The organism is Streptomyces sp. NPDC058964 (assembly GCF_042741275.1).
Classification (GTDB): domain Bacteria; phylum Actinomycetota; class Actinomycetes; order Streptomycetales; family Streptomycetaceae; genus Streptomyces.
The window spans coordinates 15,874-40,323 of record NZ_JBHYKH010000020.1 but is presented as its reverse complement, the minus strand read 5'-3'; the positions used below and the strand labels follow the sequence as shown (position 1 = coordinate 40,323).

General features: G+C 70.2%; 27 protein-coding genes and 1 pseudogene. 15 read left to right on the top strand and 13 right to left on the bottom strand.

Going from position 1 to position 24,450, the window contains the following annotated elements:
- The first annotated feature begins 105 nt into the window (after positions 1-105).
- From ACFW2E_RS04645 to ACFW2E_RS04580, 14 genes are all read left to right on the top strand, one after another.
- Positions 106-372 carry a DUF6284 family protein gene (locus ACFW2E_RS04645; protein ID WP_384461306.1) on the top strand — a complete coding sequence of 89 codons (267 nt, stop codon included), beginning with the start codon at positions 106-108 and terminating at the stop codon, positions 370-372.
- Positions 369-698, top strand: coding sequence for a hypothetical protein (locus tag ACFW2E_RS04640; protein WP_384461303.1), 330 nt, complete (start codon positions 369-371; stop codon positions 696-698). Before ACFW2E_RS04645 ends, ACFW2E_RS04640 begins: the two co-directional genes overlap by 4 nt.
- Positions 698-1,555, top strand: coding sequence for a protein spdB (locus tag ACFW2E_RS04635; protein ID WP_384461300.1), 858 nt, complete (start codon positions 698-700; stop codon positions 1,553-1,555). Before ACFW2E_RS04640 ends, ACFW2E_RS04635 begins: the two co-directional genes overlap by 1 nt.
- Positions 1,552-2,172, top strand: coding sequence for a GGDEF domain-containing protein (locus tag ACFW2E_RS04630; RefSeq protein ID WP_384461297.1), 621 nt, complete (start codon positions 1,552-1,554; stop codon positions 2,170-2,172). Before ACFW2E_RS04635 ends, ACFW2E_RS04630 begins: the two co-directional genes overlap by 4 nt.
- On the top strand, positions 2,169-2,516 hold the full coding sequence (locus ACFW2E_RS04625) for an RRQRL motif-containing zinc-binding protein (RefSeq protein ID WP_384461294.1): 348 nt from the start codon (positions 2,169-2,171) through the stop codon (positions 2,514-2,516). Before ACFW2E_RS04630 ends, ACFW2E_RS04625 begins: the two co-directional genes overlap by 4 nt.
- Positions 2,500-2,877, top strand: a complete 378-nt coding sequence (locus ACFW2E_RS04620) for a DUF6251 family protein (RefSeq protein WP_384461291.1) — start codon at positions 2,500-2,502, stop codon at positions 2,875-2,877. The genes ACFW2E_RS04625 and ACFW2E_RS04620 overlap by 17 nt, the downstream gene beginning before the upstream one ends.
- Before the next feature lie 81 nt (positions 2,878-2,958).
- A complete protein-coding gene (locus ACFW2E_RS04615) occupies positions 2,959-3,168 on the top strand; it encodes a DUF6257 family protein (protein WP_384461289.1) in 210 nt (69 codons plus the stop codon).
- A gap of 89 nt (positions 3,169-3,257) precedes the next feature.
- Positions 3,258-5,339, top strand: coding sequence for a cell division protein FtsK (locus ACFW2E_RS04610; protein WP_384461286.1), 2,082 nt, complete (start codon positions 3,258-3,260; stop codon positions 5,337-5,339).
- Between the two features lie 410 nt (positions 5,340-5,749).
- Positions 5,750-5,938, top strand: coding sequence for a hypothetical protein (locus ACFW2E_RS04605; RefSeq protein ID WP_235452770.1), 189 nt, complete (start codon positions 5,750-5,752; stop codon positions 5,936-5,938).
- Positions 5,939-6,035: 97 nt separating this feature from the next.
- Complete coding sequence (locus ACFW2E_RS04600) at positions 6,036-6,902, top strand: bifunctional DNA primase/polymerase (RefSeq protein WP_384461283.1); 867 nt, start codon at positions 6,036-6,038, stop codon at positions 6,900-6,902.
- 2 nt (positions 6,903-6,904) lie between these two features.
- Positions 6,905-8,383 carry an ATP-binding protein gene (locus ACFW2E_RS04595; RefSeq protein WP_384461280.1) on the top strand — a complete coding sequence of 493 codons (1,479 nt, stop codon included), beginning with the start codon at positions 6,905-6,907 and terminating at the stop codon, positions 8,381-8,383.
- Between the two features lie 470 nt (positions 8,384-8,853).
- Entirely contained in the window at positions 8,854-9,099 is a 246-nt protein-coding gene (locus ACFW2E_RS04590; protein ID WP_384461277.1) for a helix-turn-helix transcriptional regulator, read from the top strand.
- An 86-nt stretch (positions 9,100-9,185) separates the two neighbouring features.
- Complete coding sequence (locus ACFW2E_RS04585) at positions 9,186-10,436, top strand: tyrosine-type recombinase/integrase (protein WP_384461274.1); 1,251 nt, start codon at positions 9,186-9,188, stop codon at positions 10,434-10,436.
- 1,056 nt (positions 10,437-11,492) lie between these two features.
- Positions 11,493-12,299, top strand: a complete 807-nt coding sequence (locus tag ACFW2E_RS04580; protein ID WP_384461271.1) for a hypothetical protein — start codon at positions 11,493-11,495, stop codon at positions 12,297-12,299.
- A gap of 392 nt (positions 12,300-12,691) precedes the next feature.
- Here the strand turns inward: ACFW2E_RS04580 and ACFW2E_RS04575 are convergent, their stop codons facing one another.
- The 5 genes from ACFW2E_RS04575 to rpsB all read right to left on the bottom strand — a co-directional run bounded on the left by ACFW2E_RS04575 (position 12,692) and on the right by rpsB (position 17,455).
- On the bottom strand, positions 12,692-13,843 hold the full coding sequence (locus tag ACFW2E_RS04575; RefSeq protein ID WP_384461268.1) for a phosphatidate cytidylyltransferase: 1,152 nt from the start codon (positions 13,841-13,843) through the stop codon (positions 12,692-12,694).
- Positions 13,843-14,400: a ribosome recycling factor gene (frr, locus tag ACFW2E_RS04570; RefSeq protein ID WP_067041614.1), complete on the bottom strand. Its 558-nt coding sequence runs from the start codon at positions 14,398-14,400 to the stop codon at positions 13,843-13,845. Before frr ends, ACFW2E_RS04575 begins: the two co-directional genes overlap by 1 nt.
- Before the next feature lie 184 nt (positions 14,401-14,584).
- Positions 14,585-15,343 carry a UMP kinase gene (gene pyrH, locus ACFW2E_RS04565; protein WP_384461264.1) on the bottom strand — a complete coding sequence of 253 codons (759 nt, stop codon included), beginning with the start codon at positions 15,341-15,343 and terminating at the stop codon, positions 14,585-14,587.
- Positions 15,344-15,543: 200 nt separating this feature from the next.
- Positions 15,544-16,389, bottom strand: a complete 846-nt coding sequence (gene tsf / locus ACFW2E_RS04560) for a translation elongation factor Ts (protein WP_384461261.1) — start codon at positions 16,387-16,389, stop codon at positions 15,544-15,546.
- A gap of 181 nt (positions 16,390-16,570) precedes the next feature.
- Positions 16,571-17,455 (bottom strand): 30S ribosomal protein S2, encoded by an 885-nt coding sequence (gene rpsB / locus ACFW2E_RS04555; RefSeq protein WP_384461258.1) that lies wholly within the window; start codon positions 17,453-17,455, stop codon positions 16,571-16,573.
- A gap of 271 nt (positions 17,456-17,726) precedes the next feature.
- On the opposite strand from rpsB, the gene ACFW2E_RS04550 reads away from it, so the two are divergent.
- Positions 17,727-18,296, top strand: a complete 570-nt coding sequence (locus ACFW2E_RS04550; protein ID WP_384461255.1) for a murein hydrolase activator EnvC family protein — start codon at positions 17,727-17,729, stop codon at positions 18,294-18,296.
- Positions 18,297-18,303: 7 nt separating this feature from the next.
- Here ACFW2E_RS04550 and ACFW2E_RS04545 read toward each other — a convergent pair whose 3' ends face one another.
- The 8 genes and pseudogenes from ACFW2E_RS04545 to ACFW2E_RS04510 form a co-directional block, all read right to left on the bottom strand.
- Complete coding sequence (locus tag ACFW2E_RS04545; RefSeq protein WP_384461321.1) at positions 18,304-18,861, bottom strand: TetR/AcrR family transcriptional regulator; 558 nt, start codon at positions 18,859-18,861, stop codon at positions 18,304-18,306.
- 94 nt (positions 18,862-18,955) lie between these two features.
- Positions 18,956-19,798 carry an RNA polymerase sigma factor WhiG gene (gene whiG / locus ACFW2E_RS04540; RefSeq protein WP_384461252.1) on the bottom strand — a complete coding sequence of 281 codons (843 nt, stop codon included), beginning with the start codon at positions 19,796-19,798 and terminating at the stop codon, positions 18,956-18,958.
- A gap of 311 nt (positions 19,799-20,109) precedes the next feature.
- Positions 20,110-21,210: a DNA-processing protein DprA gene (gene dprA, locus ACFW2E_RS04535; protein WP_384461318.1), complete on the bottom strand. Its 1,101-nt coding sequence runs from the start codon at positions 21,208-21,210 to the stop codon at positions 20,110-20,112.
- A gap of 56 nt (positions 21,211-21,266) precedes the next feature.
- Complete coding sequence (locus ACFW2E_RS04530; protein WP_384461249.1) at positions 21,267-22,892, bottom strand: YifB family Mg chelatase-like AAA ATPase; 1,626 nt, start codon at positions 22,890-22,892, stop codon at positions 21,267-21,269.
- Positions 22,892-23,254, bottom strand: a complete 363-nt coding sequence (locus ACFW2E_RS04525; protein ID WP_384461247.1) for a YraN family protein — start codon at positions 23,252-23,254, stop codon at positions 22,892-22,894. The genes ACFW2E_RS04530 and ACFW2E_RS04525 overlap by 1 nt, the downstream gene beginning before the upstream one ends.
- A gap of 106 nt (positions 23,255-23,360) precedes the next feature.
- Positions 23,361-23,669 carry a DUF2469 domain-containing protein gene (locus tag ACFW2E_RS04520; protein WP_003965949.1) on the bottom strand — a complete coding sequence of 103 codons (309 nt, stop codon included), beginning with the start codon at positions 23,667-23,669 and terminating at the stop codon, positions 23,361-23,363.
- A 56-nt stretch (positions 23,670-23,725) separates the two neighbouring features.
- Positions 23,726-24,241 (bottom strand): NUDIX hydrolase, encoded by a 516-nt coding sequence (locus tag ACFW2E_RS04515; protein WP_384461315.1) that lies wholly within the window; start codon positions 24,239-24,241, stop codon positions 23,726-23,728.
- A gap of 22 nt (positions 24,242-24,263) precedes the next feature.
- Positions 24,264-24,450, bottom strand: a pseudogene (locus ACFW2E_RS04510) (signal peptidase I); the annotation flags it as partial.

Below are 24,450 nucleotides of genomic sequence, written 5' to 3'. Positions count from 1 at the left end.
TTTTTGTGCGGGTGTCGCTCTTTGTTTTTTTGAGTCCAGCGGGCGCGGGGCCGCCCCCCGCGCCCCCGCTTCGGGCCGTACCACCCTGAGAGGAACCACGACCCAATGAACGAGATTACTGTTCAGGACGCCATCACAGCGTTCGCCGACTGGATGGAGCCGACCGACGCGGAGCTGTCCGCGATCGAAGCCGAGATGCCGTTGATCCTGGCGGACGTCGACCTGGTCGACGCGCAGATCACGGCCATGGACCACGCCCCGAACGACGTCGACGCCCGCCGGGTACGCCGGGCGCTGGCCCGGGTGCTCGCCGAACGGGCCAAGCTGACCAACCGCACGGCCGGCGCGTCCCTGGCGGGGGGTGCGGCATGAGCACGATCCTCACGCTGGACGCCCTGTCGGCGCCGCTGCGGGCGTTGCGGCTGCTGGCTCTCGACTTCCCGGACCTGCCGGCCCCGGTGGTCGACGTGAGCGCGGTCTACCCGGACCGGCTGTCCCTGTCGGTGCACGAAATGCAGGGCGGGTGCACCGCGTTCGAGGCGTGGCGGGCAGCGCTCGGTATCGCTGTGGACGCGGTCGACTTCCACGTGCAGTGCGATGACCGCACTGGCGTGCTGAGCGCACAGACGAAGTACGGCGGCGCGGACATCGAGCTGACCGGCTACATGCAGGTGCCCGACAGGGCGGGGGTGGCGTGATGGCCCGCCCGACCGCTCTGCCCGCCGTCGCGGTGACGGCGGTGTCGCTGGTTCTCACCCTGGCTGTGGTGACGATGTGGCTGGGTTCGGTGATGCCGTGGCCGGTTGCGCTGGTGGTCGGTCTGGGCATCGACGGGGGTTGGCTGGCCACCCTCGCCTATGAGCGGCGCCTCGCCGCGCAGGGCGACCGCTCCGACGCCGTGACGGTGGTCGGCTGGTCGTTCGGTCTGGTCGCCACCGGCGTCCTGGTCGCCCACGCGCTGACCGTGGAAGCGGACATGGGCGCGTGGCTGGCGGTGGCTTGGTTGCCGCTGGCGGCGAAGGCGCTGTGGCTGGTGCACGGGTTGTGGGAGCGGACCGCGCTCACTGAGAACGCACTCGGAGCGATCCGCGGTATTCGGCAGGAAGCCCGCGACGAAGCGGCCGTGGCCCGTGCCCGCCTGCGGGCGGAAGCGGCCACCGAGGAGACTCGGCTGACCGCCGTGACGCAGGCCGGCGCGCGCGTCGCCCGTGTCCAGGCCGAGACTGCCAAACGGCTTTCCGATGCGTGGTCGACGCTGGAAGCGGCTCGGTCCGGTGAGGACACGGGCAGGGCACTGACCAGCGTGACGACCCGCGTCACGCCCGACGTCACACCGCGGTGGGAGCTCCCCGTCTGGGGGCCGACCGAGCCGGTTGCCGCGCTGGAGTCGGGCCCGGCGCTCACCGACGCCGAACTTGACGCGTTCGTCGACGAGATCCGCACCAGCCGCGTTCCCGCCCTGCCCTACCGGGAGATGGCGACCCGCTTCCGGGCGGCCGGCCACTCCGCATCCGAGGTTCGCCTGCGGGCCGCGTGGACGCGGGTGGCCGCATGAACACCCTCGCCACCCTCTTGCCGGCCCTGCCCCCCGTCCTCGGATGGGCGATTCATGCCCGGTGGCTGCACGGCCGGCTGACCGCGGCCCGCCGTGACCCGCTCACCGGGCTGTGGACCCGGGAGGCGTTCACCCGGCGCGCCCGCCGCCTGCTGCGCGACCCCCGCGCGGTCGTGATCCTCGCGGACGTCGACCACTTCAAGCACGTCAACGACATCTACGGGCACGCCGTCGGTGACGCACTGCTGGTAGCGGTCGCCGCCCGCCTCGCCCACGGCACCACCCCCGGCGGGGTCGCGGGCCGACTCGGTGGCGACGAGTTCGCGGCCGTACTCGTCGACCACGACGGCACGGCCCCCGACCGGCTGCACACCCTCACCCGCATCCTGGCCCGACCCCTCGACACCACCCCGAACGTGCACACGACCGTGTCTCTCGGATGGGTGCGGGCCGCCGACCACCCGGGCGAGGACCTGTCCGCCCTGATGCGCCGCGCCGATGAGGCGATGTACGCGGCGAAACGCTCGGCCCGCCCGGGTCCCCTTCGGGCGGTACGGCTCGGGCGGCTGCTCGGGTCGATCGCCGGACGCCGGCCCGGACGCCGCGGCGCGGCATGAGCGCGCTGCCCGTCTACCGGTGGCACCTCGCCCCGGACGGCTACGCCACCCGCCGGCAACTACGCGCCCGCAACCTGCGCCCCGGCGGGCAAGACGTCGCCGCGCAGCTCGAACGCCCCCGCCGCCGACGTGGGCCGCTGATCGCCTACCTGTACCGCGTCAACCTAGCGAAACCGGTCCGGCCCATGACCCCGGCACGATGGGCAGCACTCGCCAAAGCGAACCGCGCCCGCCGCACCTGCCCCGCCTGCTGGCGCGACGCCGGATACGTCATCCCCACCGCGCTCGGCACCTGCGTGCCGTGCGCGTACTCCGAAGGAACCTGCGATGGAATCGCTGCCTGACGTGCCCCGGGTCGTGCAACTCCCGGACGGCACCTACACCTACACCGATCGCCTGCCCGCCCTGCCGCAGCACTACAGCGGCCCGCAGATCATCCATCAGCATGTGCACCAGGCGCCGCCGGACCGCACGGTGCAGCGCATCGCGCTCGGCTCCGGTGTCGGAGCCGGAGCTGTCGCGGCCGGCGTCTACTTCGGCCCGCTGCTGGTCGGCGTGCTCACCGCGATGGCCGCCAACCTCGCACTGCTCGCACTGATCGCGGCGGTGTGTGCGTGGGGTGTCGTCACTGTCGTCCGCTCGGTGGGCGGCGAGGACGGCAAGCGTGCCCCTCACAACGTGCGCCGCGCCCGCGGCCGCCGCTGACGGCTGCCTGCGGCCCCCGGACATCAGTGCCCGGGGGCTGTGGGGAGCCGGACAGTCCGGCCCGGAACGGGAGAGACAGCCGTGAGCAGCAACCAGCAGCCCCGCCTCACCGCCGGCGAGAAGACCCGGATCGCCTGGTACGTCGCCCGGATGGCCAAGCGGGGCCTGGCCGACGACCGCCAGTTCGGCGGGCGGGTCGACCAGAGCGACCTGCAGCGCAAGGTCGACCGCGTCCTGGACCAGGCCCGCAAGCGCGAGGAGCGCGCCAAGAACAGCAGGACCAGCAAGTAGCAACGCCCCGGGGGTGGTCGTCCCGGCCAAGGAAACAGGCCGCCCCCGGGGTCACCCACCACCCGTTTGAGCAGCAGGGAGTACTCAGCATGACGGAAAGCACGATGAGCCCGCACCTGCGGCCCGTGCCTGACACCGGTCCCGACGACGACGCCCCGGCCGTCCCCGTCCCGGTTGACAACCCGGCTCTGCCGGACCCGAAGGTACGCATCGAGAAGCGCAAGCCGGTCCTTGCCGGGTGGCTCACCAACCGGCGTGACTTCCTCGCCACCGCCCGCCACGCGGGTGCGAACGTCGGCTATGCCGCCCTGTATCACGGGGTGCGGATCCCGGTGTATGCCGGACGTCTCGCCCTCATGTCACCGAGGGGCGCGTGCCGGTTCGTCGCGACGACGAACCGGTGGGTGTGGGACCGCGAGGCCGCACCGCTGCGGGAGTTCGCGGTGCGCACCGAGGACGTCGAGGAGTACATGCGCCTGGCCAGGCTCCGCGCCGGCCGCATCCGCCTGCGCGGCCTGGTCACCCTGGTCGCCGCCGTGTTCGGACTCGGCTTCGCCCTGTACCTGTACGTCCTGGCCCCCGAGTACCTGTACGCATTCGCCGCCGGCGGGGTGCTGCTGCTCGGGGTCGGCGGGCAGCAGCCCGACGCCCCCGTGGTCGGTCCGGCCGTGCTGAAGACCGAAATCCAGAAGCTGACCGGCTCCATCGTCCTGCGCGGACTCGACTCCATCGGGAACTCGAAAATCACTGCCGCCATCAAGAAGGGCGGCGACATGAACGGCCTGCGGTTCGTCTCGGAGATCGTCCGCGACGGGCCCGGCTACCGCGCCGACCTCGACCTTCCCTACGGCGTCACCCCCGAGGACATCATGGACGCGCGCAAGCAGCTCGCCTCCGGCCTGCGGCGCAAGGTCGGCTGCGTGTGGCCCTCGCAGGACCCCGACCAGCACGAAGGGCGTCTGGTGCTGTGGGTCGGCGACCGGCCCATGAACGAGACGACGAAACCGGCCTGGCCGCTGCTCAAGGACGGCAGCGTTGACCTGTTCAAGCCCGTCGTCTTCGGCAACGACCAGCGCATGCGCTGGGTCGAGGTGACGCTGATGTTCGTCTCCATCGTCATCGCCTCGGTGCCCCGCATGGGCAAGACCTTCCTCATGCGGCTGCTGCTGCTCATCGCCGCCCTCGACCCACGCGCCCAGATCTACGCCTTCGACTTCAAGGGCACCGGCGACTTCGGCGCCCTCGAACCGATCTGCCACCGCTACCGCGCCGGCGACGACGAAGACGACATCGAATACGTCGTGCAATCCCTGCGGGAACTGCGCGAAGAGCTGCGCCGCCGGGCGAAGGTCATCAAGTCCCTGCCCCGCACCCGCTGCCCGGAGTCGAAGGTCACGCCCGAACTCGCCAGTGACAAGAGCCTGGGACTGCACCCGATCGTGGTGGCAGCGGACGAGTGCCAGGTTCCCTTCGAGCACCACAAGTACGGCGCAGAGGTCGAGGAAATCTGCACCGACATCACCAAGCGCGGGCCCGCACTCGGCATCATCGGCATCTTCGGCACCCAGCGCCCCGACGCAAAGTCCCTGCCCCCGGGCGTCAGCAACAACGCCATCCTTCGGTTCTGCCTCAAGGTCATGGGCCACACCGCCAACGACATGGTCCTTGGCACCGGCGCCCACAAGGCAGGCATCCGCGCCACGATGTTCTCCCGCTCCGACCGGGGAATCTGCTGGATGGCCGGCGAGGGCGACGACGCCCGCATCGTCGCCTCCGCGTTCGTCGACGCGGTCGGCGCCGAACGCGTCGTCGCCCGTGCGCGCAAGATGCGCGAGGAGTACGGCAACGTCACTGGCCACGCCATCGGCAAGGGCCCGGACACCACCGGGACCGGCTCCGACATCCTCGCCGACGTCCTGGACGTCATCGCCGCCGACGAGAAGGCCGTGTGGTGCGAGCGCATCGCCGCCCGCCTCACCGCCGCCCACCCCGACACCTACGCCGGATGGACCGGCGAGAACGTCACCGCGGCGCTCAAGCCCTGGGGCATCAAGTCGGGGCAGGTCTGGGGCACCACCGACGACGGCGAGGGCGCCAACCGGCGCGGCATCAAGCGCGCCGACATCACCGCCGTGATTACACGCCGTAACGCTGATCGGGTCGCCGCCTAACCCCAGCAGGGGTGCTAGACCTAGCAGCCGCCACCGCTAGGCCTAGCACCCCCGCTAGCACCCCGTACGGCCGCTGATCAGCTCACTAGCATCTAGCGGCCCACCTGCGGAAACACCCATAAACCGCCCCTGGAAGGGATGTGAGCCCCGGTGGCTCTCGCTAGCCTCGCCCTCCTGCTACTCCTTGTCAGTTACGCACTGTTATGTGCGATCCAGCCGTTCGCCCGGTGTCGGAAGTGCTCCGGAACCGGCCTGCGACAGGCCCGCCGAAAGGTCAAACTCTGCCGCCGCTGCCGCGGGCATGCCTACCGACTCCGCATCGGCCGCCGCCTGCTCAACACCGGACGCGACATCCACCGCGTCGGCACCCGACGCCCCCACCGCCACTGCTCCGACAGGGAGTTCACCCCATGGCCGTGACCGTCTCGCTCGTCTTCCTCTTCGGGCTCGTCCTGTTCTTCCTGCTGCGCTCCCACAGCCTCAGCGCCGGCGCCGCGTTCACCGCCGTCATGTTCGGGTTCTTCCTCGCCTCCACCGGCGCCGCCGGACCCATCAACGACATGGCCACCGCCATCGTCCACGCCATCCCCAACCCGTAGCAGCCCGCCCACATAGGCCAAGGGCGGCCCCCGTCTCGCCAAAGTCCGGGGCCGCCCTGGTTCCACCCATCCAACGGAACAGTGGAGGTAACCCAGCATGACCCATCCGACCGACAACCGGCGAGTACGCAGCCACGTGCACACCGCGCTGTCTCTCGCGGCGGCCGGCGTCCCGGTACTGCCCTTGCGGGAAGGGAAGGTGCCGTTCGGAAACTGCAGGACCTGCGCACAGAACGCGTGCGGCGGCCGGCCGAACATGAAGACCCCCGGCCCCTGCCGGTGCCCCGGCGTCTGCCATGCGTGGGCCGCCGCCACCACCAACCGCACCGTCCTTGTCTCCCCGCCGTGGGCATCCGCGTGGCACCGAGCCGTCGCCGTGGCCTACCACCCCGGCGGGGCCGGCCTCACCGTCGTGGACCTAGACCACGCCGACGCCGTCGCCTGGGCCCGCACCGCCCTGCCGCCCACCCAGACCGTGCCCACCACCCGGGGAGAACACTGGATCTACCGGGGCACGATGCGGTCCGTGAACGCTGTCCATGACGGCGTCGACATCAAGTCCACGATGTCCTACGCCCGGTGGCTCGGCCCCGGCACCGGCACCGTGACCGTCCTGCCGGAGGAAGTGCGCGCGCTGGCCGTGAAGCGGCCCACCGCGGTGCAGCCCGCACCGCACGCCATCGCCGTGCCCGCACGGGCCGCAGGCGCGGCGTGCCGCCACCTCACGCCCGTCTTCCTCGAACGCGGCATCGCCATGGCGGAGCAGCGCATCACCGAGGCCTCCACCGCGGTCCACGCCACGGTGTACCGCACCTTCCTGGCCGTGCTGTCCACGCACGGCCGGTGCGGCTGCCTCACCGACGCCCACATTGCCCGGCTGTTCACCGCCGCCCAGTCCAAGGGCGAAACCGCTCGCCACTGCACCGATGCGTGGATCAACGCCCGCACCGCACTGGGGATGTAGCCATGCCCGAGGACGAGAAGACCCCGGCCCGCCAGATCATCACCGACTACGCACAAACGCACTTCCGGTACTTCCGCACCATCGACGGCACCGTCTACGCGCAGAAGAACGGCCACCCAGTCGCCCGCCCGATCCGCTCCCAGGGCACCACCGGCAGCCACCGTCAAGAACTCATGGTCGGCCTCTTCAAGGACGGCATCGGCGTATTCAACGGCACGGCACTCAAGGAGGCGCTGGACTTGATCGAAGCACTCGCCCTGACCGAGGACGTACAGCCCACCCACATCCGCGTCGCCCCGGGATTCGACGGAGCCACCTGGCTCGACCTGAGCCGCAACGACGGCAAGTGCGTCCGTATCCACCCCACCGGCTGGGACATCCGCACCCCCGACCCGAAGGAAGTGTGCTGGCGGCGCACCCAGCTCACCGGCGAACTTCCCCTGCCGGCCAAGGACACCGACGGCAAGGGCATCGACCTTCTGCTCCGCCTGTGCAACTTCGCCAGCGCCGAGACCGAGTGCCTGGCACTGGCCTGGCTCATCGGCTGTCTGGAGCCGTCCGTGCCCGTCCCCGCACCGTTCCTCACCGGCCCGCAAGGCGCGGGCAAGTCCACCGGCGGCCGGATGCTGGTGCGGATCATCGAAGGGATGAGCGGCGACCTGCGCCGGGCACCCAAGGACGAAGAGAACATGATCACGGCCGTCGCCGCCGGATGGGTCACCGCCCTGGACAACCTCTCCCACCTGCCCCCGGACCTGTCCGACCTCATGTGCTGCATCGTCACCGGCGCCGAGAGCATCAAGCGCGCACTCTTCACCGACGGCGACGTCGTCCGCTCCCGCTACCGGCGCCCCATGCTCCTGACCGGCATCGACGTCGGCGTCATCCGCCCCGACCTCGCCGAACGCCTCCTCCCGCTCCGCCTCGTGCGGCCCCGGGTACGGCGCACCGAGGCGGAGCTCTGGGCGGAATACGCGGAGATCCTGCCAGTGGTACTCGGCTCCCTCCTGGACCTGACGGTGAAGGTGCGGGCCGCCGAAGCGGACACCCCCACCGACCTGCGGATGGCCGACTTCGCCCACCTGTGCGCGCAGCTCGACGCGGCTACCGGCTTCGGCGCACTCAACGCCTACCGGGCCAGCCTCGACGACCTCAACGACGACGTCATCGAAGGCGACCTCCTCGCGCAGACGGTCCTGAAGCACGCCGCCGAGCTCGACCCGGGCACGGAAGTCCGCATGACGTCATCGGAATGGCTGTACGCCCTCACCAGCCTCTACAGCGGCGAGGAATGCCGCCCCCTGCCCAAGGGCTGGCCCGCAACCGGCAAGGTGCTCTCCGACCGGCTCAAGCGGCTACAGCCCACCCTCGCCGCACGCGGCGTCCTCATCGACTGGGGGCGCACCAGCGCCGCCCGCTACATCGAAATGACCCGCAGCACCCCGCTCACGCTCCCACACGAGCAGGAAGCGGCGTTCTGACCCGCGCCCCCCGGCACCGCACTGAACAAGCAAGAGGAGCACCCCCGGCCAGGCGTGCTCCTCTTGCTGTTCCGGCGGCCGCGCCGCCGCTGCAAGGCGCGCCGCGAAGCGGCTCCTTCTTCACATCCTGAGCCGCCGCACCACTACAGACACCACCCCGTGTTTTTCCTAAGAGGAGAGATGCTGCGTCACCCACGTCACCGGCCACCCCAAACCGGCCCCTGACCAGCGGCTACAGCCATGACGCAGACGGCTAACACCTGCGTCATCCCGCGTCACCCACGTCACAGGGTGACAGAACCCCGCCCCGCCCTGTGACACGCCCCGAGCCGCCCGCGTCACCACATAACCGCAGGTCAGTAGCACAAATGACGTGCGTGACGCGATGACGCAGAAATCCGAACCTCGGACACACACGGCTCTCGGCAGGCCCTGAAACGAACCCCTGTCTCCAACTCGTGGAGGGCTCAGTGAGCGCGCCCGCTCTAGCTAGAAACGACCTCCGAGCCATCCTCCGGGGAGGTCTCCCAGACCGGTACCTCACAGCCGACGACATCGCCGCGATGTTCGAGGTGCCCAAGGAAACCGTCTACCAGTGGCGCAAGAAGCGCATTGGACCGCCCGGTTTCCGTATCGGCAAGTACATCCGCTACGACCCCGCCGACGTGCACGAATACGTCACCCAGCGCAAGAGCGCAGACCGAGACGCCGCCTGACGCGGCTCTGTCACACGGTCCAACTCCCCGGGTAGGGGCACGCCGTGGCCCTACCCGTCCTCTATCCAGAAGGGACGACACCTCACTTGGCCGGCCACATCCAAGACCGCTGGTACAAGACCGAGACCGACACCGACGGCAAGACCACCCGCGTCAAGACCGACCGCCATTGCACCGGCATGCGCTATCGCGCCCGCTACGTCGGCCCCGACGGCACCGAGAAGTCCAAGAGCTTCCCCGACGGACAGAAGCGCCTTGCCGAAAGGTGGCTCACCAACACCGCAGCCGACATGTCGCGCGGTCAGTACATCGACCCGCGCGCGGCCCGGATCACCTTCAAGACCTACGCCGAGAAGTGGCTCAAGGCCCACACCGCTGACGTGTCCAGTCAGATCGTGGCCGAACAGCGGTTGCGCCTGCACGCGTTCCCTGTGCTCGGCGGGCGCCCGCTCGACTCGTTCCGTCCCGAGCACATCCGCGGACTCGTCAGCGCCCTGGAGGCGAACCCCGGCGTGAGCGGTGCGTACGCGCGCAACATCTACGGCGACGTTCGAGCCGTGCTGAGTGCGGCCGTGGACGACGGCCTATTGCCTCGGAATCCGTGCTCCGCGAGGTCCGTCCGCCCTCCGTCGGCCGAGCGTCGGCGCGTTGTGCCGTGGCTGCCCGCTCAGGTGCACGCCGTCCGCGCGGCGCTTCCCGAGCGGTACCGGACCATGGTGGATACGGGAGCAGGGTGCGGACTCCGTCAGGGCGAGATCGTGGGGCTTGCTGAGGACGCGATCGATTTCGAGGGCGGCATCCTGCGGGTGGTACGGCAGGTGAAGCTCATCCGAGGTAAGGCCGTGTATGCCCCGCCGAAGTGCAACAAGGAGCGGGACGTGCCGCTGCCGTCGTCTGTGGCTGAGGCCCTGCGCGCGCACATGGACGCCTGCAAGCCTGTGGAGATCACGCTGCCGTGGCGGAAGCCGGACGGGCCGAAGGTGTCGGCCCGTCTTCTGTTCACGAACACCGCGAGCGGGGTCGTCTGGCGCAGCAACTTCAATATCCAGGAGTGGAAGCGCGCACTGGCGGCAGCTGGCCTCATCCCGGACGCCGGGCCGGACGGCAAGTACGAATCGGCGCGCGAGCACGGTATGCACGCGCTGAGGCACTTCTACGCGTCCGTCCTGCTGGACGCCGGGGAGAGCATCAAGGCCGTCAGCCAGTACCTGGGGCACACCGACCCGGCGCTGACGCTGCGGGTGTACGCGCACCTCATGCCATCGAGCCAGGAGCGGACCCGTCGAGCCGTGGACACGGTCCTGGCGGATCAGCCTGATCGTGATGCCGCCAGCTGAACTGAGGGAACTAAGACGCGTCAGCAGAGCTCGCTCGGCGCCGGGCCTCGTGCGCGACGCGTCGGCGCAAGGCCTCAACCGTGTGAGGGCTACGAGGAGGCATTTCCTCTTCCCTCAGGTTGGCACCCAAGCAACCAAGCGCTTCCGCAGTCACGGTGAAGGCCGCAGTGAACTTTGTTCGCCGGTCATCTTCCAAGCCTTGAAAGGCTCGCTGGCTAGCGCGCAAGACGTCACCGATACGGACCCTAAGCTGCTCGTCCGGAAGCCTGACGAGCGCCTGTTCAATGCGCTGGTGATGATCCAACGACTCTAGGCGAAAGGGGCGCATTTCGTCCTCGCCGGCACCCTCCTCCGGAAACCTCCTTGCTAGGTTCCGCAAGGCCACGAACTCGACCGTCAACGTGTCAATGGCCTCTCGCGCGAGCTGCAATCGCCGTTCGTCACGGGACATAGATCGTTGATGACGCTGCGAGATCAGCGTCGACGCTATAGCACCCACTGTCCCTAGGGCTGCCCCCGCTAAGCCAGAGACAGCGCCGACCCACACGGCTGCATCCACGAGGCTATTTTCGCGTGCCGGGAGACGGCTTCGGGCGATCTCGCTCAGGCTGGTAGCGGGCGCTGCACCCCGCCTCACGGCCCAGAGACGGCCCGGTGACCCACACACGGCCCCCCATCCGCGCCGAACACGCTGGTAGGGGGCTCGTTGGTGCCCGGACACTGCCAGTTCTCCGGGCTTAGGCATGGCCCTATCAGTGTCGCAGATCCAAATGAGTGGCCTGCGGACTCGGCCGTCTCCCCCTGGCGAAGCGAGCCGGGGTGCGGCTGTCGCCGGGGACGTGGTGCTGCGGCCGTGGTGTTCGGCGACACGCCGGCACCCTGGCCCCGGAATCGAACACGCGACCGGCGGATCGCCGAGGAACAGCGCCGAAGTGGCCGATCGAGCGGCGCCTGGCCACGAAGAACCCGCTGGAGGTCTGGGAACAACGCCTCGCGTGCCTTGCGTAGGGGTGATTGCCGGTGGGCATTATTTGCGCACGGCAGAGGGGGGAAGCTGTGGTCGACAGGGATGGCGACGTGTTCGCCGCAGGGGAGCGACTGAACCGGGAGAAGCGCGACGCAGAACGCCGCCGGCAAGAAGACGTGAAGGCCGGAGAATCAGCAATCTCCGCGTTCACGGAAGAGTTCAACGCTTTCGCGCGGTCCAGCGCACAACGGCTGGAGGAAGCCGGTGTGCCATTGCTGGCGATTCCATGGAAAGCCAAGCGACCTGCTGAACCTCCGCCCAGTTCGTGGCTGGCGCGCAAGCTCTGGACTCCGGAGCCCCCTGAACGGGTTCCCACGCATCACGCCTGGAAGATTTGCTGGCTCTGGGCCAATGGCGATCGATACAGCAACATCGGACGCCATCTGACATGGGGGGATGTATGGAGCCACGGCGACCGGAGCGGTGAATGGAACGGATACCCCACCCTTCTCCTCGATCGCCGAGGCAACGTGACGGTTGGCCTTTCCGCGAAATTCGCGCCATCGCTCGGGGAGGGAGCGCCGTACCGCGACTATCTCTACTGGCCCTCACCGCCTCCGCAGCACGGTGCCCCGCCCGTCGGGGAGCGCCTCTCACGGGTCTCACCTCAGGACCTCGTGCATTTCATGGGCGAAACTCGCTTCGTGTCCCAGTGGACCGAAGCCGGCACGCAGGCTTACCGGGAAGAAAGCGATTCTGTAGCGGAACTGAACGCCGAGGCGGCCGCATCCTGCCTCGAGAGAATGGCGGCCGGTGTCCTCCACATGATCGATGAGCACGCTGCCGAAGCCACCGGGGATCGCGACGCCAACCCGTGGCGTCGTCTCGATCGCTGAGTATTCAGGGCACAGGGCCGCCGCAGATCCCATCGGGTGACCCGGGGACCACCAGGTCACAGGCAGTCGACCCGCCCCGGCACAATCGGCTGCGCCGGGTCGTCGCCCGACGCGGGCACCGCTCGCCATCCGCGGTCGCCGTTCGTCTCATGCGGTGGTCGGTCGTGCTGTGGGGGCGGCGGTCCTCGTGTGCGGTCACCCGTCGGCCTGCGCGGGCCTCCGGTCGTACTGCGTGGAAGTCTGCCGCCCGGCCGTCCGGGCGGCCATTTCTGCTACGTCATCCGGGCTCCGGGAGCCGACGGGTGCCGTCACGGCATGCGAAGAGCCCCCGTCCCGGAGGGGACGGGGGCTCGTTCGGCCCTGGATCGGGCTCGTTCTCGGGGCGCGGCGGCTCAGGCCGATCCGACGAACAGCACCAGCAGCAGCCACACCACAGGTGCCGTCGGCAGCAGCGAGTCCAGCCGGTCCATGATGCCGCCGTGGCCCGGCAGCAAGGTGCCCATGTCCTTGATGCCGAGGTCCCGCTTGATCATGGACTCGCCGAGGTCGCCCAGCGTGGCGCTGGCCGCGACCGCGAGGCCGAGGAGCAGGCCCTGCCACCAGCTGCCGTCGTCGATCAGGAACTGCATGCACAGCGCGCCCGCGACCATCGCGAACGTGACCGCGCCGAACAGCCCCTCGCGGGTCTTGCCGGGGCTGATGCGCGGGGCGAGCTTGTTCTTGCCGAAGCGCCAGCCGACGGCGTACGCGCCGGTGTCGCTGACGACCGTCAGGAGCAGGAAGGTCAGGACGCGGAACGGGCCGTCGTCCGCCGTCAGCATCAGCGAGACGAACGTGGCCAGGAACGGCACGTAGAACGCCGCGAAGACACCGGCCGTGACGTCCTTGAGGTAGCCCTCGGGCGGCTCCGTCATGCGCCAGACCAGTACCGCGAGCGCGGTCAGCGCCATGGCCACCCAGGCACCCTCGACGCCCCGGACGTACCCGGCGACGACCATCGCCGCGCCGCCGAGCGCCAGCGGAACCAGGGGCGCCTTGATGCCCTTGCGCTCCTGGAGGCGGCTCGTCAGCTCCCACAGGCCGACCACGACGGCGATCGCTATGACGCCGACGAACAAGGCCTTGACGATGAACAGGGAGGCGACGATCACCACGCCGAGCCCGACGCCGACGCCTATGGCGGCGCTCAGGTCGCGGCCCGCGCTCTTCTTCTGCGGTGCGGGCGCCGGCTGAGGGGCGTCGGGCATGGGCTCCGGATTCTGCGGCGCCACCGGGTGTGGCCGCGCCGTCGGGGTCTCGTCTCGGAACAAGGGGCCGCTCAGCCGAGCGGCCCCCCGGTCCTCATCCTGGTCTCCGCCGTACACGGGTACGTCGTCGGGCACGATGGGCATGGGGCGGGTGTGCTGCGCGTCATGCGCATCGTACGCGGGACCCGCCGGGGCGGCTCCCTGGGCATGGCCGCGGTCATGCCCCAGGTCAGGCCCATGGTCGGTGGGCCCCCAGTACCCGGTCTGTGGCGGCGCCCCCCAGGAAGAGTCGTTCATCAGACCTCGAGCAGCTCCGCTTCCTTGTGCTTCAGGAGCTCGTCCACCTGGGCGACGTACTTCGCGGTGGTGTCGTCGAGCTCCTTCTCGGCACGGCGGCCCTCGTCCTCGCCGACCTCGCCGTCCTTGATCAGCTTGTCGATCGCGTCCTTGGCCTTGCGGCGCACGGAGCGGATGGACACGCGCGCGTCCTCGGCCTTGCCCTTGGCGACCTTGATGTAGTCGCGGCGGCGCTCCTCGGTGAGCTCCGGGAACACCACGCGGATGATGTTGCCGTCGTTGCTCGGGTTGACGCCCAGGTCGGAGTCGCGGATCGCCTGCTCGATGTTGCGCAGGGCGCTCTTGTCGAACGGGGTCACGACCGCCATGCGCGGCTCCGGCACGGAGAACGAAGCCAGCTGGTTGATCGGCGTCGGCGCACCGTAGTAGTCGGCCACGATCTTGTTGAACATCGCCGGGTGCGCACGGCCGGTGCGGATCGCGGCGAAGTCCTCCTTGGCGACCACGACGGCCTTCTCCATCTTCTCCTCGGCTTCGAGGAGGGTCTCTTCGATCACCACTTGCTCCTGCGTGTCTTGAGTAGGCCCGGCTGCGGTTCCTTGGCGGTGGCGGCGGCCGGCTGCGTCGCGTCTTCTTCCTGCACGGTTCCCGACCGGCAGAACATTGTCCATCCCCCGGTCAGGGTCCGTGCCGCCCGTCCCCCGGACAGGTGGCGCCCGGTGGACGGAGGTGGTTTGCCGGTCAGTCCCGGCTACCCTGCTCACCCACAAGCGTGCCGATCTTCTCACCCTTGACGGCCCGCGCGATATTGCCCTCCGCCAGCAGCTCGAACACCAGGATCGGCAGCTTGTTGTCGCGGCACAGCGTGATGGCGGTGGCGTCGGCGACCTTGAGGTCGCGCGTGATGACCTCGCCGTAGCCGAGGGAGTCGAACTTGACGGCGTCCGGGTTGGTCTTGGGGTCGGAGTCGTAGACCCCGTCCACCCCGTTCTTGCCCATCAGCAGCGCCTCGGCGTCGATCTCCAGGGCGCGCTGGGCGGCGGTGGTGTCGGTGGAGAAGTACGGCATGCCCATACCGGCACCGAAGATGACCACACGGCCCTTCTCCAGGTGGCGCACGGCGCGCAGCGGGATGTACGGCTCGGCGACCTGGCCCATGGTGATGGCGGTCTGCACCCGGCTGTCGATGCCCTCCTTCTCCAGGAAGTCCTGGAGGGCGAGGCAGTTCATCACGGTCCCGAGCATGCCCATGTAGTCCGAGCGGGCCCGGTCCATGCCGCGCTGCTGGAGTTCGGCGCCGCGGAAGAAGTTGCCGCCGCCGATGACGACCGCGACCTCCGCACCGTCGCGCACGACGGCCGCGATCTCACGGGCGATCTTGTGCACCACGTCGGGGTCGACGCCCAGGCCCCCGCCTCCGGAGAAGGCCTCTCCGGACAGCTTCAGCAGAAACCGGCCGCGCACTTTGCCGTCGTCGCTCTTCTGGGCCTTGGTGGTCATGGAGATCCCGCCTCTTTCACGTGTTGCACATACGAAGAAGGCCATTGCCGATGGGGTCGTTTTTCGCTCCCATGCGCGGCAATGGCCTCCTCGTCAGATCTGCTGTCGTCCGTCACACGCGTGTGCGCGGCGGCATACGCGAACGGAACGGCCGACTGCTGTCGACCCTATCGGGGTCGCCCGTCGATCGCGGTACGGACTCAGATGCCGACCTTGATGCGCGTGAAGCGCTTCAGGGTGACACCGGCCTCGTCCAGGATCTTCTGGACGGACTTCTTGTTGTCGAGCGCGTACGGCTGGCCGAGCAGCGTGGCGTCCTTGAAGAAGCCGTTGAGGCGACCCTCGACGATCTTGGCGATCGCGGCCTCGGGCTTGCCCTCGGCGCGGGTGGTCTCCTCGGCGATGCGGCGCTCGGACTCGACGACCTCGGCCGGGACGTCCTCCTGGGAGAGGTACTTCGGCGCGAAGGCGGCGATGTGCTGAGCGACGCCCTTGGCCACCGCGGCGGCCTCATCGTTCTGCTTGTCGAGCTCGACGAGGACACCGATCTGCGGGGGCAGGTCGGGCATCGTGCGGTGCATGTACGCCGTCACGAAACCGTCGGCGAACTGCGCAAAGCGGTCCAGGACGATCTTCTCGCCCAGGTTGGCGTTGGCCTCGTCCACGAACGCCTGGACGGTCTTGCCGGCCTCGATCTCGGAGGCGAGCAGGGCCTCCAGGTCGGCCGGGGAGGTCTTGGCGACGTGCTCGGCGATGGCCTTGGCCACGGCCTGGAACTTGTCGCCCTTGGCGACGAAGTCCGTCTCGCACTTCAGCTCGACGAGGACGCCGGAGGAGTTGTCGTCGGCGATGATGGAGACCACGGCGCCGTTCTCGGCGGAGCGGCCCTCGCGCTTGGCGACGCCCTTCTGGCCCTTGATGCGGAGCGCCTCGACGGCCTTCTCGACGTTGCCCTCGGCCTCGTCCAGCGCCTTCTTGCAGTCCATCATGCCGGCGCCGGTGAGCTCACGAAGCTTCTTGACGTCGGCGGCGGTGTAGTTCGCCATGAGTCTGTGAATCTCTCTCGAAGTCTGGAGGATCGAAGATCAGGGGATTTGCAGTTCCCATGTAACCGGGCCTGCCGACTCTCCGCTGATCGACGGGTGAACGGCGGGGGCGGACTTCACCGCGCCGGAGGCGCCACTGGTTGCAGTACCGCCCCCGCCGTCAACGCTGACGCTGACGGAGTCAGGCCTGCTCGCCCTCGGCGGCCGGGGCCTCGGCGGCCGGAGCCTCGGCGGCCGGAGCCTCGGCGGCCGGAGCCTCGGCAGCCTCGGCGGCCGCCGGAGCCTCGTCCTTCTTCTCTCCCTCGAGCAGGTCGCGCTCCCACTCGGCGAGCGGCTCGCCCGCGGCCTTCTCGCCCTTCTCGCCGGTGGCGACGCCGGAGCGGGCGATGAGGCCCTCGGCGACGGCGTCGGCGATCACACGGGTGAGCAGGGTGACGGAGCGGATCGCGTCGTCGTTGCCCGGGATCTTGTAGTCGACCTCGTCGGGGTCGCAGTTGGTGTCGAGGATGGCGACGACCGGGATGTTGAGCTTCCGGGCCTCGCCGACCGCGATGTGCTCCTTCTTGGTGTCCACGATCCAGACGGCGCTGGGCACCTTCTGCATCTCGCGGATACCGCCGAGGGTCTTCTCCAGCTTGGCCTTCTCGCGGGAGAGGACCAGCAGCTCCTTCTTGGTGAGGCCGGAGGCGGCCACGTCCTCGAAGTCGATCTGCTCGAGCTCCTTGAGGCGCTGCAGACGCTTGTAGACCGTCGAGAAGTTGGTGAGCATGCCGCCCAGCCAGCGCTGGTTGACGTAGGGCATGCCGACGCGGGTGGCCTGCTCGGCGATGGCCTCCTGCGCCTGCTTCTTCGTGCCGACGAACATGACCGTGCCGCCGTGGGCGACGGTCTCCTTGACGAACTCGTAGGCGCGGTCGATGTACGACAGCGACTGGAGCAGGTCGATGATGTAGATGCCGTTGCGCTCGGTGAAGATGACGCGCTTCATCTTCGGGTTCCAGCGACGGGTCTGGTGACCGAAGTGGACGCCGCTCTCCAGCAGCTCCCGCATCGTGACGACGGCCATGGCCGTATCTCCTTGAGTTTCTCGGTTGTGCCGCGGGAACCGGCCGGTGCCCGCGCCTGACGCCCGAGTGCGCCTTGCCACGAAGGACCGAGAGGCGCTGACACCGGTGTGTGATCACCAGGTGTCGGGGCGTGCGAAGTCGACCCGGTGACCCGGATCGCCAAAAGAAGTGTACGGGACCCGCGAGGCACCGGGTGACGCCGCTGTCCACAACCGGGGAGTCGTCCACAGTTCCCGGCCATGATCGGCGGGGGTGCGGGACGGTTCCGCCATGCGACGACTGATGCGATGTGTGTGGACGTGGGTGGCGTTGCCGCTGGGATTCGGGGCGGTGGCGCTCACACCGCTCGCCAGGGCCGACGTCCCGGCGCCGGCACCACCGCCCGCGGTACCCAGGGTCGGCCGCGTCTGGCCGGTGGGGACCCGTCCCGTGGTGGTACGGGGCTGGGAGCCCCCGGCGACACCGTACGGTCCCGGCCACCGGGGCGTGGACCTGGCGGCGGCACCCGGGACACCGGTGCGCTCCGTGGCGGCGGGCCGGGTGTCCTTCGCGGGCCGGGTGGCGGGGCGGGGCGTGGTCTCCGTGGAGCTGGGGGGAACGGATCTGCGCACGACGTACGAGCCGGTGAGCCCGTCGGTGAAAAGGGGCGACGAGGTGGCGGCGGGTGAGGTGGTCGGGGCGGTGGAGCCGCCGGTCTCGCACTGCGCGGTCACGTGCCTGCACTGGGGCCTGCTCCGGGGCGAGACCTATCTCGACCCGCTGTTGCTGCTGCCGCCGTGGTTGCTGAGCAGGGGGCCGTCGAGGCTGCTGCCGGTGCTGGGGGTGCCGTTGCCCGCCTGAACGGGGCTCAGCCCCGCACGCCCCGCAGCGCCATCGCCACGGCCGCGTCGGTGATCGCCGCGGGATCCTCCGCCGCACCCAGCTCGATCCGCCGCACGGCCGCGTCCACGACGCCCTGCAGCAGCATCGCCGCGAGCCGGGGCTGGGCGTGGCCCATCTCCCCCAGCGCCTCGACGATCATCGCGACCAGCCCGCCGTGCGCGGCCCGGATCTTCTCCCTGGCCCCGTCGTCCAGCTCGCTCGCCGAGATGGCCACGACCGCGCGGTGCCGCCGGTCCCCGACCAGCCCCAGCTGCTGCCGGACGTACGCCTCGACCTTGCCCTCGGCCGTCTCGGCCCGCTCCATCGCCGCCGACACCTCGGCCGCCCACACCGGGAAGTCGACCTCGCACAGCTCCTCGACCACGGCGGCCCGCGACCGGAAGTACTCGTACACGGACGACCGCGCCAGTCCCGTGCGCTCGGCGAGCGCCGGGAAGGTCAGCGCCTCCGTCCCGCCCTCGGACAGCAGGGAACGTGCCGCGTCCAGCAGGGCGGCTCGCTGCATCGACCGGTGCTCGGCCACGGAGGCCGCTCGAATCCTTGGCACGTCAACCACTCTACGGACGCGCGACCCCGGACGGGAGGCACTCCGCCCCGCGCACGGCGTTTCCGCCGGTTCACCGGCCGAAGCTCGCCAGCTTCGCCCGCAGCTGGAGCACCGACTTGGTGTGGATCTGGCTGACCCGGCTCTCGGTGACCCCCAGCACGTTCCCGATCTCGGCGAGCGTGAGCCCCTCGTAGTAGTACAGCGTGACGACCGTCTTCTCCCGCTCCGGCAGCGTATTGATCGCCCGCGCCAGGAACCGCCGCAGCTCCCGGTCCTCGGCCACCTCCACCGGATCGTCCGCGGCGGTGTCCTCCAGCGTGTCCATCAGGCTCAGCCGGTCACCGCCCTCGCCCCCGACGTGCAGCAGCTCCTCCAGGGCCACCACGTTCGCCAGCGACAACTGGCTGAACACCGCATGGAGTTCGTCGATCTCGATACCCAGCTCGGAGGCCACCTCGCACTCCGAGGGGGTGCGTCTGAGCCGGGCCTCCAGCGTGGCGTACGCCCGCTCCACGTTCCGGGCCTTCTGCCGCACCGACCGGGGGATCCAGTCCAGCGCCCGAAGCTCGTCGATCATGGCGCCGCGGATCCGGGTGATCGCGTAGGTCTCGAACTTGATCTCCCGCTCGATGTCGAACTTCTCGATCGCGTCGATCAGCCCGAACACCCCGGAGGACACGAAGTCGGCCTGCTCCACGTTCGGGGGCAGACCGACGCTCACCCGTCCCGCCACGTACTTCACCAGGGGTGAGTAGTGCAGGATCAGCTGCTCCCGCAGCCGGTCGTCCCCCGTCGCCTTGTAGGACCGCCACAGCTCGTCGAGCGTCGACGGAGCGGGCGGCCGCACGCTGCCACCGTCACGGGCGGCTGGGGGGATCGCCGCCCGGTCGGACCCGGAGGTGTGCTGGGGCATTCGTCGCCTTGTGCCGTTCTGCAGTGAAGTGCCGTGAACAGGGGTTAAGGGGGTTAAGAGGGTGAAGGTGCTTTCCTGGGCGAGCTGTCGGTCTGATGTCGAGTTGGCGCGGTCTGCGTCGGGGTCCTCGTGAGCGTAGCGTGACTGACGAGTCGCGGTGCGCGAACAGGGCGGCACCACCCCTGCGCGGGCACCCTTGCCGACGGACACCTCCGCATGTCAGGTGTCGCTCTGCGTGACCGACCGGAGCTGCCAACTCCGGGAAATCCCAAGGGCGTCGGGGTTTCCCCCGGACGGCCGAACCCACTCGGTCAGCACCGACCGTGACCGTCCCGGAGCGAGATCATCGCCTGGCGTGTCAACTTCCAGACATCGCCGTGTCGTTCGACATATCCAAGTGATCGGAGTTCGTACAGCCTCGCGATCGCCTCGTCGTGTGTGGTCCCCGCGTCGAGAGCGATCTCCCCGGGCGGTGCCGGCCGGCCTGCGGGCAGGGCGGCCAGAACCCGCCTGGCGGACGGTTCCAGCAGGTCACGGGGCAGGACCGGGCCACGCCGGGCCGGGGCCAGCTCACCCATGTCGCCGACCAGTTCGACGACTTCCGCGGAGTCGGTGACCAGCGCCGCCTCCCCTCTCAGCAGCTCGTGCACGCCGGCCGAGAGACCGCTGGTGGCGGGTCCCGGGACCCCCATGGTGAACCGTCCCAGGCGCTGGGCCGCCCGCGCCGTGACCAGCGAGCCGCTGCGGTGGGCGGCCTCCACGACCACGGTGCCCCGGGTGAGCGCCGCGATGACCCTGTTCCGCAGGACGAACCTGCTCGGCGTCGGATGGTCGCCGGGCGGCAACTCCCCGACCACCAGTCCCTGTTCCGCGATCCTCGCGATCAACTCGGTGTGCCCGCGTGGGTAGGGCCGGTCGAGCCCGCAGGCCAGGACGGCCACGGTGGCCCCGCCCGCGCCGAGGGCGCCCCGGTGGGCGGCGCCGTCGACGCCGTAGGCACCGCCGGACACCACCACCCAGCCGCGCTCTGCGAGTCCCGCGGCGAGGGTGGCCGCCATGTGGGCGCCGTACTCCGTGCAAGCCCTCGCCCCCACGACGGCGACCGACCTGAGTGCCCATATCCGCAGGCTGGGCCCTCCACGCACCCAGAGCCCCACGGGCCGGGCGTCCCCCAGGTCGTCGAGCTGGGCCGGCCACTCGCCGTCCCCGGGACACACGAACCGCACACCGGCGGCCCGCGCGGCCTCCAGGTCCCGCCGCGGCTCGGCCCGCGCGGCCCGCGCCACCAGCCCCGCCCAGCGCGTCCCGCTCACCCCCGGCAGGGCGTCCCCGCCCCCTCGCAGCCGCCGGACCACCTCCGGCACTCCATGCTCCCGCAGCCACCGGCCTGCGGTGTCGTCCCCGGGTTCCACCACGCGGGTGAGGAAGACACGGGAGAGAAGTTCGTCGCGGTGACCGCCCCCTCCCTTCACGTCGAGGCCCCGATGGCCATGGGCACGCCCCGGGGCACTCCGGTGCGCAGCTGCAGCGCAAGGGCGACGTCCGTGGCGTCGGGCCGGTCGTGGCCGGCCAGATCGGCCACCGTCCAGGCGACACGCAGGACACGGTCGAGCCCGCGCGCCGTCAGCACGCCCCGCTCGAGGTTCCGCTCGACCTCGTCCATCGCCCCGGGCACCGCTTGCCATCGGCTGCGCAGCTCCCGCCCCGGTACCTCGCTGTTGGTTCGCCAGGGCGTTCCGGCGAGGCGTGCCGTCGCCCTTTCCCTGGCCGCCCGGACCCGGTCGGCGACCGCAGCGGTGGCCTCGCCCCGCGCGCCGGGCTCGGTGAGCTGGGCACGGGTGACGGGTTCGACCTCGACACGCAGGTCGACCCGGTCGAGCAGGGGGCCCGACAACCGTGCGTGGTACCGGCGGATCGCCGACGGCGGGCACTCGCACAGGGTGTTGCGCCGTGAGAAACGACCACAGGGACACGGATTGGCCGCCAGCACCATCAGGAACCGTGCCGGAAACCGGACCACGCCCGCGCTGCGCGCGATCACCACGTGACCCGACTCCAGGGGCTGCCGCAGTGCGTCGAGGGTCTGCCCGTGGAACTCCGGCGCCTCGTCGAGGAAGAGCACTCCCCGGTGGGCCAGCGACACGGCACCGGGCCGTGCGATGCCGGGTCCGCCGCCGACGAGGGACTGCATGGTCGCCGAGTGGTGCGGGGCGCAGTAGGGCGCGATGTCGATGAGCGGCTTGCCCTGCGGCAGGAGTCCGGCGATCGAGTGGACCGCCGTGACTTCCAGGGACTCCTCCCGGGTGAGCCTCGGCAGCACGCGGGGCAGCCGCTCCGCGAGCATGGTCTTGCCGGCGCCCGGCGGCCCTTCCAGGAACAGGTGGTGACCGCCCGCGGCGGCCACCTCCACGGCCGTGCGCGCCGCGAGCTGGCCCACGACGTCGGCCAGGTCGTGGCCCTGGTCGTGCTGCGCGGCGCCCAGGCTGTGCATGCCGGTGGCCGCGCCCGTGCCGGGCATGCGCAGTCCGGCCAGGAGCGGACCCGGGCGCCCCTGGTCGTCCGGTTGCTCCTCCGGGACCGGCTCGTCCGACAGGACGGCGATCAGCTGCCGCAGGCTGCGGACGCCGAGCACCGACACGCCGGGCACCAAGGCGGCCTCGGCCGCGGCGCACTCCGGCACCACCACCTGCTCGTACCCGGCGTCGGCCGCGGCCAGCACGGCCGGCAGGACGCCCCGCACCGGGCGCACCCGGCCGTCGAGTCCCAGTTCCCCGATCATCACGATGTCGGCGAGCACCCTCGGATCGATGCGCTCGGCGGCACCGAGCACCGCGCACGCGACCGCGAGGTCGAAGCCGCTGCCGGCCTTCGGTACGGACGCCGGGCTGAGGCCGACCGTGAGCTTCTTCTGCGGCCATTCGCCGCCCGAGTTCACGACGGCGGCCCGCACCCGGTCCCGGCTCTCCGTCAGACTCTTGTCCGGCAGTCCCACCAGCGTGAACGCCGCCACTCCGGGTTCGAGGTCCGCCTGGACCTCCACGACCACGCCCTCGACGCCCACCAGCGCCACCGAGCACGTACGGGCGAATGCCATCAGGCCACCCCCCGCGCGTGCTCGACGGCCGGCGCCCCGCGGTGGGGCAGGAGCACGCCGACCAGGTCGATGCGGACGCCTCCCGGCGGTGCCCCGCCGTGGGCGTGGATCCAGCGTTCGGCCAGGTCCCTCAGCCGTCCCGCCTTCTCGGGCGTGACCGCCGCCATCGGATGCTGGTAGCCGCCGCTCCTGCGGGTCTTCACCTCGCAGACGACCAGCACGTCGCCGTCCCGTGCGACGATGTCGATCTCGCCCGTCCTGCCACAGCGCCAGTTGCGCTCCAGGACCGTCATTCCGGACTCGGCCAGCCGCCGTGCGGCCAGGTCCTCGCCGTACCTGCCGAGTGCGCTGCGTGCGTTCATGTCGGCACCACCTCCGGTGCCAACGGTCAGGCACTCGCCCCCAAGAAGTGGATCTTGGTGGACGGCCGGGTGACTGTGGACAACTCAGTCACCCGTTCGTGGGCCGTCACCCGCCGGGAAGCTCGAGGTCACTCTTGTTCAGCTCCTCGATGTTCACGTCCTTGAACGTGAGGACCCGTACCTGCTTCACGAAACGTGCGGGCCGGTACATGTCCCACACCCAGGCGTCGGCCATCGACACCTCGAAGAACACCTCGCCCTGAACCGAGTGCACCTGCATCTCGTAGTCGTTGGTGAGGTAGAAGCGCCGCTCGGTCTCGATCACGTATTTGAACAGACCGACGACATCGCGGTACTCCCGGTAGAGCTTGAGCTCCATCTCGGTCTCGTACTTCTCGAGGTCCTCGGCGCTCATGGCATGTTCCCCTTCAGCCGTGCGATCCCACCATTGTGCGTCAGTCCCGCGGGCCCCTAGACGATTTCCGTGTCAAGGGTCACGGGTCTGGCCGGGGGACCTTCGTCGAGCAGCCTCCGCAGCAGCTCGGCGAGTCTGGTCGGATACACCGTCTCATGCGCCCGGGTCAGTTCCCGGCACGTCCACCAACGCGCTCCCGCGACACTGCGCCGCTCCAGCTCGGTCAGCGCCACGGCCTCGATCGCGGTCTGGGTCGTACGGGCCAGGTAGTACCACTCGTCCTGGTCCCAGCGGCGGCCCGCGAACGGGAACGAGCACATGCGTCGCCACAGCACCGGGCCGAGTTCGACCTCGGTGATGCCGGTCTCCTCGGCGAGTTCCCGCAGCGCCGCCTCCTCACGGGTCTCGGCGCCCTCCACTCCGCCGCCCGGCGTGAACCACCAGTCGTCGGCCGGATCGTCCGGCTCGTGGCCGTGCAGGAGAAGGATGCGGTCGTCCGGGTCGAGCAGGATCACTCGGGCGACCTTGCGCAGACCGTCCGGGTACTCGTCCTCGTACGGGTCCCCGGACATCGGGCCGCCCGCGTCCGTGGCCTCAGCCGGCACTGGCGGGCTCCGTGCGGGCGCGGGAGCGTCCCGCCCGCTTGGCGATCGGGCCGTACGCGCCGCCGCCGAGGACGAGGACCGCGCCGCCGGCGATCAGGAACACGATGACGCGCCGCGGGCCGGGCGCGGTCAGGGAGCCGTGGGGCGCGAACCCGGGGGGGCGCGTGAGCCTGCCC